The organism is Porcincola sp. LCP21S3_C12 (genome assembly GCF_052118625.1).
Lineage (GTDB): Bacteria > Bacillota > Clostridia > Lachnospirales > Lachnospiraceae > Porcincola.
On sequence record NZ_JBQKGW010000012.1, the window covers coordinates 75,937 to 90,457 of the forward strand.

Annotated in this window: 10 protein-coding genes and 1 pseudogene; 9 read left to right on the plus strand and 2 right to left on the minus strand. The window is 47.0% G+C overall.

All coding sequences use genetic code 11. The features are described from left to right. Positions 1 to 229: 229 nt before the first annotated feature. Together ACTQ1N_RS07945 and ACTQ1N_RS07950 are read left to right on the plus strand one after the other, a co-directional pair. Positions 230 to 520, plus strand: a pseudogene (locus tag ACTQ1N_RS07945) (replication initiator protein A); the annotation flags it as partial. Further along, on the plus strand, positions 521 to 643 hold the full coding sequence (locus tag ACTQ1N_RS07950) for a hypothetical protein (protein WP_441956254.1): 123 nt from the start codon (positions 521 to 523) through the stop codon (positions 641 to 643). It begins immediately after the preceding pseudogene. Positions 644 to 1,223: 580 nt separating this feature from the next. Here ACTQ1N_RS07950 and ACTQ1N_RS07955 read toward each other — a convergent pair. Continuing rightward, positions 1,224 to 2,150 carry a helix-turn-helix domain-containing protein gene (locus ACTQ1N_RS07955; protein WP_441956240.1) on the minus strand — a complete coding sequence of 309 codons (927 nt, stop codon included), beginning with the start codon at positions 2,148 to 2,150 and terminating at the stop codon, positions 1,224 to 1,226. Between the two features lie 278 nt (positions 2,151 to 2,428). On the opposite strand from ACTQ1N_RS07955, the gene ACTQ1N_RS07960 reads away from it, so the two are divergent. The 4 genes from ACTQ1N_RS07960 (at position 2,429) to ACTQ1N_RS07975 (ending at position 9,075) form a co-directional block, all read left to right on the plus strand. Next, positions 2,429 to 5,491, plus strand: a complete 3,063-nt coding sequence (locus ACTQ1N_RS07960; protein WP_441956241.1) for a glycoside hydrolase family 2 TIM barrel-domain containing protein — start codon at positions 2,429 to 2,431, stop codon at positions 5,489 to 5,491. A gap of 147 nt (positions 5,492 to 5,638) precedes the next feature. After that, positions 5,639 to 7,075: an MFS transporter gene (locus ACTQ1N_RS07965; RefSeq protein WP_441956242.1), complete on the plus strand. Its 1,437-nt coding sequence runs from the start codon at positions 5,639 to 5,641 to the stop codon at positions 7,073 to 7,075. A 393-nt stretch (positions 7,076 to 7,468) separates the two neighbouring features. Beyond that, a complete protein-coding gene (locus ACTQ1N_RS07970) occupies positions 7,469 to 8,158 on the plus strand; it encodes a transposase (protein ID WP_441956243.1) in 690 nt (229 codons plus the stop codon). Beyond that, a complete protein-coding gene (locus tag ACTQ1N_RS07975) occupies positions 8,155 to 9,075 on the plus strand; it encodes an IS3 family transposase (protein ID WP_441956244.1) in 921 nt (306 codons plus the stop codon). The genes ACTQ1N_RS07970 and ACTQ1N_RS07975 overlap by 4 nt, the downstream gene beginning before the upstream one ends. A 634-nt stretch (positions 9,076 to 9,709) precedes the next feature. On the opposite strand, the gene ACTQ1N_RS07980 is transcribed toward ACTQ1N_RS07975, so the two are convergent. Then, positions 9,710 to 10,003 carry a hypothetical protein gene (locus ACTQ1N_RS07980; RefSeq protein WP_441956245.1) on the minus strand — a complete coding sequence of 98 codons (294 nt, stop codon included), beginning with the start codon at positions 10,001 to 10,003 and terminating at the stop codon, positions 9,710 to 9,712. 221 nt (positions 10,004 to 10,224) lie between these two features. On the opposite strand from ACTQ1N_RS07980, the gene ACTQ1N_RS07985 reads away from it, so the two are divergent. The 3 genes from ACTQ1N_RS07985 to ACTQ1N_RS07995 all read left to right on the plus strand — a co-directional run bounded on the left by ACTQ1N_RS07985 (position 10,225) and on the right by ACTQ1N_RS07995 (position 13,992). After that, a complete protein-coding gene (locus tag ACTQ1N_RS07985; protein ID WP_441956246.1) occupies positions 10,225 to 12,732 on the plus strand; it encodes an excinuclease ABC subunit UvrA in 2,508 nt (835 codons plus the stop codon). Between the two features lie 39 nt (positions 12,733 to 12,771). Then, positions 12,772 to 13,212: a winged helix-turn-helix transcriptional regulator gene (locus tag ACTQ1N_RS07990; protein WP_441956247.1), complete on the plus strand. Its 441-nt coding sequence runs from the start codon at positions 12,772 to 12,774 to the stop codon at positions 13,210 to 13,212. A 225-nt stretch (positions 13,213 to 13,437) separates the two neighbouring features. Then, positions 13,438 to 13,992: a GNAT family N-acetyltransferase gene (locus ACTQ1N_RS07995; RefSeq protein ID WP_441956248.1), complete on the plus strand. Its 555-nt coding sequence runs from the start codon at positions 13,438 to 13,440 to the stop codon at positions 13,990 to 13,992. Positions 13,993 to 14,521 lie beyond the last annotated feature (529 nt).

Sequence of the window (14,521 nt, forward strand, 5' to 3'; positions counted from 1 at the left end):
AATGACATTCAAATCATCCGTAAATTCATGAATCAGAAGAGAACAGTTCAGAAGCGAACTGTTTCGCGCGTTGATATAGGATCTATGGACCTCTAACCCCTTTTCAATCGAAGAGCTCGAGTGAGTCTAGAGTGGCTTAGAGGTTAAGTAAACAAATCTAGTAATTTCAAGGCTTGAAATCATGTTAAAAAAACATGGTTTCGGGCCTTTTTTATGTCGTGATACGATTATGATACGATTTTTTTCGGAAAAAACTGAATCTGAATTATTCCAGAATAGTGTCCGGACGGAAAAGCCGGAACAGAACAGCTTTACGCAAATTCCTTTGTCATTGTACGAAGCGCAGCCATACCGAGAGATAACGCCATTGTCGAGACAGCTATATGGACTTCTCCGTTATCGGACCTGCCTTGCTGAGAAGTATTGCTGGGAAGACGAAAAAGGCAGGAGATACATTTATTTCACAATCCGGCAGATCTCAGAAGAACTGGGGTGCTCGGTCAGAACGGCAGGAAAGCTCATGACAGAGCTGCAGGGAAAGGGATTACTTGAGAAGGAACGGCAGGGGCAGGGAAAGCCAAATCGAATATATCTGAATGAGCCTGGAGAACTGTTTCCGGGCGGAAAGGAAAGAAATGAATGATGTAAAGATTAATATAACGCTCGACCCTTTGAAGAACGGGCTGGTAATGCAGGATCATGGCAAGAAGGTGCCGCTGGAAAAGGATCTCCATTATCCAATCATCGGAAGCAGTTTATGCTGCAATACTTGTTCCCATAACAAAATATTGTTTCCCAGCCTTAACGAACTCAAAGCGGCATCATAGGAACGATATAACTTGCCTCTTCATCCCGATTATATGCAAGAAAGGAGAGCTGCACCATTAATTTCGGGTCAGAATATCTGACAATGCCATAGATTATTGCTGCACTTTATTCGTTAATAACCCATCGTCCGCCGCGATCAGCGCCTCAGACCGCGAAGAAGCTATCCAGCTGATCGAAGAGGCGGTTTCCAATGGTGCCAGCCTTAATAAAGCCTGCCTTGAGCTCGGGATTCCAGAAAGGACATACTATCGGCGGAAGGCTCTTATAAAAAGGCTCTTATAAAAAAGAGACAACCTCGCGGATACAACTGATCCACAGGCGTCTCTTCTCCCTACTTGATGTTCTTACAGTAATCAGACTATTTCTTGTTGTTCTCCCGGATGTGCAGAAGAGAATCATTCGCCAAATTCAATCCCGTCCTTCTCTTTACGGCCCTCTACGTCCTTCTCTTCTTCTTTAAACTGATCACGGAATTCTCTCGGGGACTGTCCGCACAGCTTATGAAAAAGCCTGCTGAAGTACAGCGGATTATCATAGCCAACGACAGAGGCAATTTCCTGCACGCTGTACGCAGTCGTCTCCAAAAGGATCTGCGCATTAGAGATTCTAATGGAAAGAATATATTGATTTGGTGTATGCCCCGTATATCGTTTGAAACTTCGAATGAACCAGCTGATGCTCATTCCTCTTGCAGCCGCATACTCTTCTATGCTGATCTGCTTCCTGTAGTTCTCGTGAAAATAAGCAACGGCATGTACCATTTCTTCAGACAGGAACGGATTCTTTGGTGTAACATGCTCTCCGTCCAGTCTGTGAATCATGATAAAGATTTCCCGCAGGTACATTACAAGAAGTTCTTCGTTATCCGTCCGGTTTCCTTTTCGCTCCTCGATCATCCTCTGAAACAGATTCTTATACTCAACGGACGTACCCGTATAGATTACATGCTCATGATCCTTAAATCCGTACTTTCGAAGGATATTCGTCACGTCATTTCCAGTGAAGTGAACCCAGTAAACTTCAGTCCGGTCAACACCGTAATAATAATACCGTTGTTCTTCTCTCGGACGGTACAGCACCATATTACCTGCGTTGACGATCTGTCGTTTCCCATTGAAATAGAAATAAGCTCTGCCATGCGCCACATACAGCAGCTGAAAGTCGAGCCTTCCTCTCGGTCTATACGTCGGAAGCCGCGGCCGACTGATCAAACGGAACATCCCGCAGCTGCCAACAAACAGCGGATGTTTTCTGTCCTTAAAGTCTATCCGGTTATTCTTATAGTAGGCGTTATCGACAATGAGATCTTTTTCCTCAGGCATAACGACTTTCCCCTTGATGATACATTATTCACACTCCCAGAAGCCTTCTGCTGTCGCACCGACCCCGGCTTTTCAGATATTGTATCATTTTGTGCATGTTTCATCTATTTTTCTTTATATGAATTTCTCATTAACACCGATAAACTACAGATAAACAGAAATAAATGACAGCAATGGATGAACATCATATGAATTCTGTTCCGAGTCAATAAAATGCATGACATGGTAATGTCATGAAATAGATTGAAACCTCATGTGATACAGAAAGGAGATTCCCAATGGTTGTAAAGAACAATTTTGAAAATCTCGATGTTCTCCACGAGAACACAATGCCTGACCGCGCATATTATGTCCCAGCCTCCGAAATGATACCAGATCCGGTTGAACACCGAGAGGAGTCAGACCGACTGCAGTTTCTGAACGGAGACTGGGCATTCCGCTACTACGACAGTATTCGTGAGATGGAAGACCGCTTCTGGCTCCCGGATTTTGATTCATCGGCCTTCGGAAAAATCCATGTTCCTGGGATGTGGCAGACACAGGGTTTTGACCAGCATCAATACGTCAACATTCGCTATCCTTTCCCGGTTGATCCACCTTACGTTCCTATCGACAATCCCTGCGGAGCATATCTCACTTCTTTTGAGTATCATAAGGATCCGGAGGTACCACGCTGTTTTCTGGAATTTGAAGGTGTTGCCTCCTGCTTCTACGTATGGCTGAATGGACGTTATGTCGGTTACAGTCAGGTTTCCCATGCCCTCTCTGAGTTTGAAGTAAGTGATTTTCTTCAGGAAGGTGAGAACACCCTAGCCGTTCTGGTTCTAAAATGGTGCGACGGAAGCTATCTGGAAGACCAGGATATGTTCCGCATGAACGGAATCTTCCGTGACGTTTATTTCATGAATCGTCCTGCGAACTTCATCTTCGATTACTTTATTCAAACTCAGATCAAAGGAGATTCTGCTGTTGTTTCAATTCATACAGAATGTGCAGATGATCCACTCCCAGTCTCAGCTGATCTCTTCGACCCGGAAGGGAACAAGATTGTCTCTGTTTCTTTTACCGATGAAACCCTTATTACGCTTGATCATCCTGAATTATGGGACAGCGAACACCCCGCGCTTTATTCCCTGGTGCTGTCTACCCCTGGAGAGGTCATTGAAGAAACCATCGGTATCCGCGAAGTAAATGTGGATGGAAATGTCCTTCTCCTCAACGGAAAGCAGCTCAAATTCCGCGGTGTCAATCGCCATGATTCGGATCCTGTAAATGGCTATGTTCAGACCGTGGCCACTATGAAAAAGGATCTTTCTCTAATGAAGCAGCACAATATCAATGCTATCAGGACCAGCCATTACCCCGCACCGCCTATGTTTCTGCAGATGTGCGACCGTTATGGCTTCATGGTTATTGATGAAGCCGATAATGAAAGTCACGGTCCTTGGATGCTGTATTACCAGAAAGATACCGATGAAGAACGGGCCGCCCGATGGAACGAAATGATCTCAGATAATCCCGCTTTCAATGAAGCTACGCTGGATCGGATAAAGAAGATGGTTGAGCGGGATAAGAACCGTCCTTCCGTCCTTGTCTGGTCCATGGGTAATGAATGTGGGTACGGATGCACGTTTGAACGAGCCCTTGCATGGACCAAAGACAAGGATCCCGGAAGACTCACGCATTATGAGAGCGCATATTACCGCGGGAAAGAAAGAAAATATGACTATTCGAACATTGATCTTTACAGCCGGATGTATCCTGCCTTCGATCAGGTGACAGAGTACTGTGAATCCAATCCTGATAAGCCATTCCTCATGTGTGAATATTGTCATTCCATGGGCAATGGTGCCGGCGACTATGAAGACTATTTCCGCCTGATCGATCAGTACGACTGCATGTGTGGAGGCTTCGTCTGGGAATGGTGCGATCATGCAATCGATGAAGGTGTAACAGTTGAAGGCAAGAAGATTTACACCTACGGTGGAGATCATGGTGAACTTCTCCATGATGGCAACTTCTGCGTTGATGGTATGGTTTACCCCGACAGAAGACCTCATACAGCACTTCTCGAATACAAAAACGTCTGCCGTCCTGCCCGCGTTATCCTCTGGGATGAAAAGATCGGCCTGCTGGTGAAGAATGAGCTTCATGACACAGACCTTTCCGATTATCTTGATATCTACTGGGAAATCAGATGCGACGGAATGCTCACAGACAGCGGAAGAATTCCGGAAGAAGAAATGCCATCCATTCTTCCAGGCGAAGACAAATGGATTCCTTTCTCAGTCAATGCTCCAGAAAAAGGCAAAACGTGGCTAAAGATTATTTATCGTCTTAAAAGAGCAGACTCTTTCCGGAATGAAGGCTTTCTTCTCGGATTTGATGAGGTTCCCCTGGTAACCACGGACTCCCGAAATCAGATTGTCCGGCATTTGAAGAAGAGGATTTCTGCCGTGTCAGGATCTGCTCATACTCCTCTCCGCCTTACAGCAACAGAAGATGAGATTCAGATCGAAGGGAAGCATTTTTCCTATACTTTTAACCGTTTGACCGGTCTCTTCTCTCACATGACAATGGATGACAACGATCTTATTGCCCAGCCAATGGAACTCAATATCTGGAGAGCCCCCACTGACAATGATATGTACATCCGGAAGGAATGGGAAAAGGCAATGTTCAACCACACATTGATCAGAGCCTACGAAACCTCCTGGGCATTCGCCGAGAATAAAGCCAACATTGAAATCACTGCACATATCGGACTGATTGCTCCTTCCGTGCAGAAGATTCTGGACATCCGGGAGACCTGGAAGATTGGTCCCGACGGGACACTGAACCTTGACATGCAGGTTTACAAGAACCGGGAATTTCCCGATCTTCCCCGCTTTGGTCTGCGGCTTTTCCTACCAGAACAGATGCAGGACGTCAGCTATCTTGGCCTTGGTCCCACGGAAAGTTATATCGACAAGCATCAGGCATGCTGGCACGCCATGTTCACAGATAAGGTTTCCTCTATGCATGAAGACTATATTAAGCCACAGGAAAATGGCAGCCACACGAACTGCGATTTCCTGAGCATCACAGATGGTGTTCTCTCTCTGACCGCCATCAGCCCTGCACCATTCTCCTTCAATGCATCACCTTACACACAGGAGGAGCTGACCGCCAAAGCACACAACTGGGAACTGAAGCCGAGTGGATACACTGTCCTGAATATCGACTACCGCCAAGATGGAATCGGATCCAATAGCTGCGGTCCAAGGCCGAAGAAAGAATATCTTTTTGACAGTGACAGCTTTACCTTTTCCCTGACTCTTGTTCCAGAAAACAAATCGTAAGATCTCAGAATCTGCATTACTGCTCCGCCACGGCGCCGGCAGAGCACTAATGATAAAAGGAAATATCGGCATCTCTGTCAGACATAACAGATTTTCAAGAAGTAGCTGCACATTTCCGCAAGAATGCGGGAAGAAAGGGGAACCACAATGGAAGAAAAGAAATACCTGAAATGGTACAACAAGATCGGTTATGGATCGGGAGATATTGCCGGCAATGTCGTATATGCCCTGCTGTCTGCCTTTGTCATGATCTTCCTGACCGATACGGCCGGCTTAAGTTCAGGAGTTGTCGGGACACTGATTGCGGTATCAAAAGTATTCGACGGAGCCAGTGATCTGCTGTTCGGTGCATTGATCGACAAAACGCATACAAAGATGGGTAAAGCACGTCCCTGGATGTTCTATGGATACTTCGGATGCGCCGTCTGCCTGGTCGCCATCTTCAGTATTCCGGCGGATATGTCGGATTTTTCAAAGTATGCATGGTTCTTTATCACCTACACTGTGCTGAATGCAGGTTTCTATACCGCCAACAACATCGCTTACTCTGCACTGACAGCATTGATTACCAAGAACAATCATGAGCGCGTCCAGATGGGATCAATCCGTTTCATGTTTGCTTTTGGCACCAGTATGCTGATTCAGACGATCACGGTGGCATGGGTCAATTCTCTGGGAGGAGACGCCGCTGCCTGGAGGACAGTTGCGATCATCTACGCGATAATCGGTGTTATCAGCAATACCATCTCTGTTTTCTCAGTGAAAGAGCTTTCGCCCGAAGAACTGGCAGAGGATTCCACTGCCCAATCCGAAGACTATGAGCCTCCGGTAATGGATACAGAGAGTGAAGAAGCTATACCGATCGCAAATAATCAGAATGAAAAGTATTCCTTCAAGGAAGTTTTCAAGATCCTGATCCACAATAAATATTTTATTATGATCTGCGGCGCTTATCTTCTTATGCAGATCTATTCTGCAACATTGAACATGGGAATCTATTACATGACCTATGTGCTGCACAACGCAAACCTTCTCGGGGTATTCTCCTGGACGATCAACATACCGATGATCCTCGGCCTGCTGTTTACTCCCATGTTGGTCACAAGGTTCAAGGGGATGTACCGGCTAAACAAATACGGATACATACTGGGCACTCTGGGAAGACTTGGTGTCCTTGTTGCTGGTTATCTCGGCAGTGTCCCACTGATGCTCGTTTTCACAGCCCTGGCCGCGGTTGGTATGAGTCCGCTTCAAGGTGACATGAACGCTCTGATTGCCACCTGCTCTGAATATACATACCTCAAAGATGGAAAGCGTGTAGAAGGAACCATGTATTCCTGCACGTCCTTTGGAACAAAGGTTGGCGGTGGTATTGGTGTTGCGCTTTCCGGATGGCTCCTGGAACTCTCCGGATACATCAAGGGTGGTGTTGCCACACAGCCTGCCAGCACAATTCAGATGCTCGGCATCATGTATCTCTGGCTCCCGCTGATCTTCAACTTCCTGGTTCTTCTCATTCTCGCAAGGCTCGATGTAGAGAAGACTGTTGAAAAGATGAAAGCTGAAAAGGCAGCCACAATCTAATGCAAAGATCCCACCAGAGGGAAATTCGTTTTCCTGCTGGTGGGATCTGTCTTACTCATAGCTCAGGCCATGACCGGATTTTTCTTTTCTTCCTTTTCCTGCCGAATCAACTCGCCAACCCTTTTGAGGCTGACACCTGTCATCTCAGATATTTCTTCTTTCCCATATTTCCCAGCTTTAATCATACGTAAGGCAGTAGCTTCAAAGAGAGACCACACAACACGAAATAGAGATGCGTATTTACTGGAATCAGTGGGGATAGTTCACACTCTGAGATTGCAAGAGCAAGTTAAGAGCAAGTTAAAGCACCCACCAGAAAACGTTGAAAATGATATGCTCCCCCTATGGTAGACAATGGAAATAACCAAAATCCACCATAGGAGGAGCATTTCAATGTCTCGACATTACAAGAAATATTCAAAAGAGTTCAAACTACAGTGCGTAAAAGAATGTGAAGCGGGAACTACCTTCTACTCTGTAGATAAGAAGTATGGCCTTTCCTTCGGAACAGCAGGTAATTGGTGCGCCAACTATAGGGCTCGTGGGGAAGAAAGCCTGGAGAAGCACAATTCCATGCAGCGTCAATACACAGCCGATTTCAAGAAGAAGGTTATAGCTGCTTACTATGCAGGTGAAGGTTCCCTCGATGTGGTCGCCAGGAAATACGATATTCTATCTGAATCCACTCTCCTGAAGTGGATCAGACAGTATAATAATCATGAGGAGTTAACTGATTCCAGGCCAAAAGGAGAATCACTCATGGTTAAAAATAATAAAGGCAGGAAGACCTCTCTGGAGGAGAGGATCGCCATTGTTGAGTATTGCACTGCCAACTCATACAACTATGCGCTTGCTGCCAACGAATACAACTGCTCTTACAACCAGGTGTATTCTTGGGTACAGAAGTATCAGTCCAAGGGCATTGAAGGTTTGTACGACAGGCGCGGGCATAAAAAGCCTGAAGAAGAACTCAATGAACTGGAGAAGCTTCAGGCTGAAAACCGTGTTTTGAAAGCGAAAACTAAACAGCAGCAGATGGAGATCGACTTCTTAAAAAAACTCGATGCAGTCGAGAGGAGGTGACGCTACGGCGAACCAGACGTCTTGATATCTACATTGTAATAAAGGAACTGCGGAAAGAGCATTCTGAATACTCATTATGTCAGCTGTGCATGATTGGGCATGTCAATCGTGGGGCTTATTATAAATGGATGAACAACCCTGACAGCCAGAATGATGCTCTTAACAAACGGATAGCTGACAAGATCATGGAGATACACGGGGAGCATCCTGACATGGGATACAGAAGGATCCGTGATACATTGGCCCATGATCATGATATCAATGTCAGTGACAAGAGGGTTCTCAGAATTTGCCGAAAAAAAAGAGTTCAATCAATCATCAGGCACAGATATAACTGTTGTACAAAGCCTGCCGCTGATCCTGTCTACATCGCAGAGAATGTATTGAACCGCGAATTCCATGCTGATCATCTTAATGAAAAGTGGGTAACCGATGTGAGCGAATTCAAATATGGCGCTGGAAACAATGATGCTAAAGGAAAAGTATATCTCAGTGCAATCCTGGATCTTTGCGATAAACGTCCAGTCTCTTATGTATGCGGCGACCGTAATGACAATACTCTTGTATTCGATACATTCGATAAAGCACTTGAAGCTAATTCCGGAGCGAAACCGCTTTTTCATTCCGATCGCGGGTACCAATATACATCTAAAGAATTCCGCCAGAAGATCATAGACGCCGGAATGACGCAGAGCATGTCGAGGGTAGCCCACTGTATCGACAATGGACCCATGGAAGGCTTCTGGGGCATTATGAAGAGGGAAATGTATTACGGCAGAAAATTCCGAACCAGAGAAGAACTTGTTAAGGCTATCAACGAATACATGGATTACTACACCAACATACGAGTTCAGCGGAATTTAGGAGTCCTGACCCCGAAAGAGTTCCATGAAAAGATGTTACTGCAGGCAGCATAGGCAACTGCCCGGCTGGGCAACCGGGCAGGAAAGGATTTTATCTTTTTCAGTTGTCTACTTGACGGGGAGCACACCAAAATACAGGGCTTCCGCCATCTTTTAGGTGAAAAATGATTGAGCTCAGCAAGTTAAAAGTGTCATGGGGAGCAGTTCACCGTTTCACCGAACGCTTTTTACCACGCCCCGGATTGGAAGATATCGTGATATGCAAGTGGTAGCAAGAGGTGAAATTTGCGAGTAGGCCATTGTTGTCTTTTATATTGACGATATTTTTTTGACACAGAGGCGGAGACCGTTTGCAAAATCGCTTGCAATGGACGACAATCCACGGCATAATGATATTGTCACTCGTGACAATAAAATGACATTCAAATCATCCGTAAATTCATGAATCAGAAGAGAACAGTTCAGAAGTGAACTGTTTTAGACGCTGATATAGGATCTATGGGCCTCTAACCCCTTTTCAATCGAAGAATTCGAATGATCGGCCGAGCGTAAAAAGCCTTATTTTATGCGGACTGAAAGCCAAAATGTTTAGCTTCTGGCAATAATCTCTGACATCTGAATGATTCTATACAGAAAGAGCACTGTCTGATTTACAGAACGTAAGCCGGGCAGTGTTCTTTTTGTGTCTTTATTTCCTGCGCTTCATCGGATACGGGTAATTGAGCTTTCGGTCTGTGTACTCATCCGGAGAGGAGGGATCATCCTGATCATGGTTCCATGCTGTATACCAGTCGTCCATCATTTCAAGCAGATCGACGTAATCCGGGCGTTGTCTGTTCAGCCGGATGCAGAGCTCTCCGTCGATCTCGATCGTTGCCATCTGGGCGATCCGATCGTCCTTTGGCGTTCTGGTTCCGGATTCATACTGTGCGATTCGCACATCTGCAGAGCGCGCTGGAAAACCGAGCGCAAGTCCAAGCACAAAAAATCTGTCCAGGCAGGAATATCTACAGAAGCACGATTCCGATTTCCGATGATACTTACATGATACAGATGTTTTTGCCATGGTATCGCGCATGATACTATGTTAGAAAAATCTGCGTACTTGATATAAATTTATAATACAGTACGATATATATACTAAGAACGAAACAACTATCATGAATCAAAAGCAGGAACCGGAAAGGCAAAGAGGCCATTGTTATGTCCAGTGAAATCAGACAGAGGAAGATACTGCCCAAGTACATCGAGGTGCGCGGTGCAAAGGTTCACAACCTGAAAAACATTGATGTCAATATTCCGCTGCATGAGATCGTAGCGATTGCCGGGGTTTCCGGCTCGGGAAAATCCTCGCTTGCACTTGGCGCGCTGTATGCGGAGGGATCCCGCAGATATTTGGAATCACTCTCTACCTACACGCGCCGGAGGATGACGCAGGCGGAACGGGCAGATGTGGATGATGTCCGGTACGTGCCGGCAGCGCTTGCACTGCGCCAGCGTCCCGGAGTTCCCGGTATCCGCAGTACATTCGGGACACTTTCGGAGCTGCTCAATAGTCTGCGGCTGATGTTTTCACGGCTTGCAAGCCATCGCTGTCCCAACGGACATTACTGCCCGCCGTCTCTTTCTGTCGCAGCTATGCAGGAAATTACCTGCCCTGTCTGCGGCGCGAAATTCTATGGCCCCGGAGCCGAGGAGCTTGCCTTCAACAGTACCGGCGCCTGCAAGACCTGTGGCGGAACGGGAGTCATCCAGACCGTGAATGAGGCAGCGCTGGTGCCGGATGATTCCAAGACAATCGATGAAGGCGCGGTCGTCGTCTGGGGAACACTCATGTGGTCGCTTATGAAGGATATTGTGCGGACGATGGGCGTGCGGACAGATGTACCGTTCCGCGACCTCTCGCCGGAGGAGAAGGAAATTGTCTACCACGGTGAGCTGAAAAAACATCACATCCATTACGTCAATCCGAATACGCTGGAACCGGCAGAGATGGATTTCAATTATTACAGCGCGGTCAATTCCGTGAAGAATTCCCTTGCCAAGGTGAAGGATGAGAAGGGAATGAAGCGTCTCGAAAAATATCTCAAGGAGGGTATTTGCCCTGACTGCCATGGTACAAGGCTTTCGGAGGCCGCCCGCGCGCCGCGGCTTCGGGGTATCGGTCTGGATGAGGCGGCGGCTATGACGCTCTCGGAACTGATCCGCTGGGTGCAGGGTGTTCCGGCATCTCTTCCGGAAGAGATGCGTACGATGGCGGAAAACATCTGTGAATCTTTTATGGACGTCTCCAGGCGGCTGATGGACCTCGGCCTTGGATATCTGTCGCTTGACCGGGCAGCTTCGACGCTTTCCACGGGTGAAAGGCAGCGTGTGCAGCTGGCGAGGGCAGTCCGCAACCGTACGACCGGCGTACTCTATGTTCTCGATGAGCCGTCAATCGGCCTGCACCCCTATAATCTCAAAGGACTGACCGGCGTGATGGACGATCTGCGGGCGGACGGGAACTCCGTCATCATTGTTGACCATGACACACAGGTTTTAAAGCACGCCGACTGGATGATTGAGATGGGAAAAGGAGCCGGAGCGGACGGTGGAACGGTGATTTCCGAGGGAAACATCGAAGCCGTTTCAAAGAATCCGGAGTCTGTCATCGGCCCGTTCCTTTCCGATCAGTATGAAGCAAGAATCCGTCCGGTTACGCCGGCGGATTCCATGTTTGCGAAAGGTATCATACATCTGGAAACGAGGATGATTCATACAGTGCATCCGCTGGATGTCCGGATCCCGATGGGAAGGCTGACCGTAGTGACGGGTGTTTCCGGTTCCGGCAAGACGACGATGGTGCTCGAAAGCCTGATTCCGGCACTCAGGGCAAAGGTCAGCGGCCAGAAGCTGCCGGGACATGTGAAAAGCATCAAAGCGGAAGGCATCACACAGGTCAAACTGATCGACGCGACGCCGATCGGTATCAATGTGCGCTCGACTGTCGCCACTTATGCCAATGTCCACGACGAACTCAGAAAAATATACGCAAAAACAAAAGACGCGAAGGAACGCTGCTTCAAGGCAGGAGACTTCTCTTACAATACGGGCAAACTCCGCTGTCCGGTCTGTGACGGAACAGGGGAGATCTCGCTGGATGTTCAGTTCCTGCCCGATGTCAAGATTCCCTGTCCGGAGTGCCGGGGTTCCCGGTACAGCAGAGATGCCTTTGACATCCGCAGGAAGGCAAAGGACGGAAATGAATACAGCCTGCCGGAACTTATGAATATGAGTGTGGATCAGGTGCTCCATGCCCTCGGTGGACTTAAACTCCTGCAGCAGCGCCTGCAGGTGCTGCACGACCTGGGGCTTGGCTATCTGACCCTCGGCGAGGAAACACCGGGACTTTCCGGCGGCGAAGCGCAGCGACTGAAACTTGCCAGCGAGATGGGGAAGGGTCAGAGTGACTCGGTATTCGTTTTTGATGAACCGACAATCGGTCTGCATCCGCAGGATGTGAAGACGCTGCTGCTTGTTTTTCAGACTTTGATTGATCACGGAGCAACTGTCGTTGTCATTGAGCATGACCTTGATGTCATAAAGAATGCCGATTACATCATTGACATGGGACCGGGCGGTGGAAAGGAAGGCGGCAGGATCGTTGCCTGCGGGGTACCGGACGAAATCAAAGAGAACGATGAAAGCATTACTGGGCAATATATATAGAGGACGAAAGCGGACAGAATAATTCCGAAGGGAATAACCATGACAGGAATAAAAAAAGAAAAATCTGCAGAGTATATGACCTATCCTGAGTACCTGGAAAATATTAAGAGGGGAATTGTAACGGAGGACGGGCACTGTCCTGTCACTCCGCTTCTGGTAATGCTGCAGGGCAGATGGAAATCACAGCTTATGTATGAGATGTGCATCTATGACACGGTCAGATTCGGACAGCTGAAGAAGGATCTTCCGGGCATTACAAATACAATGCTTACCAAGGGACTTCGGGAACTTGAAGACGACGGTCTGATAACCAGAAAGCAATTCAATGAGATTCCACCGCATGTGGAGTATTCCCTGACGAAAATGGGGAGAGACCTGCTTCCCGTATTCTATGCGATCATGAACTGGGGGTTTAAATACGAAAAAGAGCTGTATGGAGATACAAAAAAAGTAAAAGGCAGTGGGGCAGAAGATGGATAACGTTGCAGAGGAGTATCCTTTACCGACCGCTCCGACTTTTCCAGTCATGCGGCATCCGGACACTCGCAAGTGGTTTGCGATTATCATGGATGTTCCTAAGGGCTTCTTCCGCATCCGCAGTTTTGATTGCCGGGTTGTGGGCAGTCTTTTCGATGAAATAACAGGGGGTGTCACGTGGCAACTAGGAACTTCAACCTGAGGGGAACGGGCAGTCGAGGAGGGAAGATGACAGAAATCCGTTATGCTAAACCATCAGACGCAAATCGCCTTTTGGAAATATATGACTATTACGTCCGGAATACTGCCATCACCTTTGAGTATGAGACGCCATCGTTAGAGGAGTTCACTGCAAGGATCGAACATACCATGAAACGATACCCTTATCTGGTAGCTGCAGTGGATGGCCGTATAGAGGGATATGCCTATGCAGGAGTCTTCAAGGACAGAGCGGCGTATGACTGGTCCGCAGAAACGACGATCTATATCGCACATGATTCGCGAAAAAGCGGCTTGGGACGTATGCTCTATGAAGCCTTGGAGGAAAAGCTGAAGGCAATGGGAATTCAGAATCTGTATGCCTGTATTGCGTATCCGGACGGTGAAGATGAGTATCTGACAAAAAACAGCGCTGAGTTTCATGAGCATATGGGCTACTCGAAGGCAGGTATATTTCACAAGTGTGGTTATAAGTTTGGTCGGTGGTATGACATGATATGGATGGAAAAGTTAATAGGAGAGCACTGCGATCATCTGACTGGTGGAGCAGACCGCGTTCTATGACATTCTTATAGAAGTTGTGAGTCATTCAAAGCGAAAGAAAATGGTCGTTGCGGTACTCTGTTTCCTGACGGGACTTGTTTTTTCTTACCTGCATGCCGTTCCGACAGGAGCCTACTTTTATTGGATGTGGGACGGTGGAAAAAGATCAAACAACAACATAGAAGCGCTGAATGTTAAAAAATGGAGCATGCAGGTGTCAATCCGATTTCGGATTAATCTGCGGTTATCCATTAGACGAGACGCAGTCCTTCGCGTCCTATGACATCCGAATAATTTGATGCAGAAAGAGCACGATCTAATTTACAAAATGTAGGTTGGATCGTGCTCATTTTTATTAGCTGTTTTTCTTCTCGAAGGTTTCATCCAAGATCTTGTAACCAGAAAGCAACCTTTTATATATAAATCAGTTATTTCTAAATAGTGTCTGCTGATTAATTAAATGACGCTATAAAATATGGTTTTTATCATCATATATGTTATAATGAATGCAAAGATATTTTAACTATTGCTGTTTATCTTTGCATTTAAG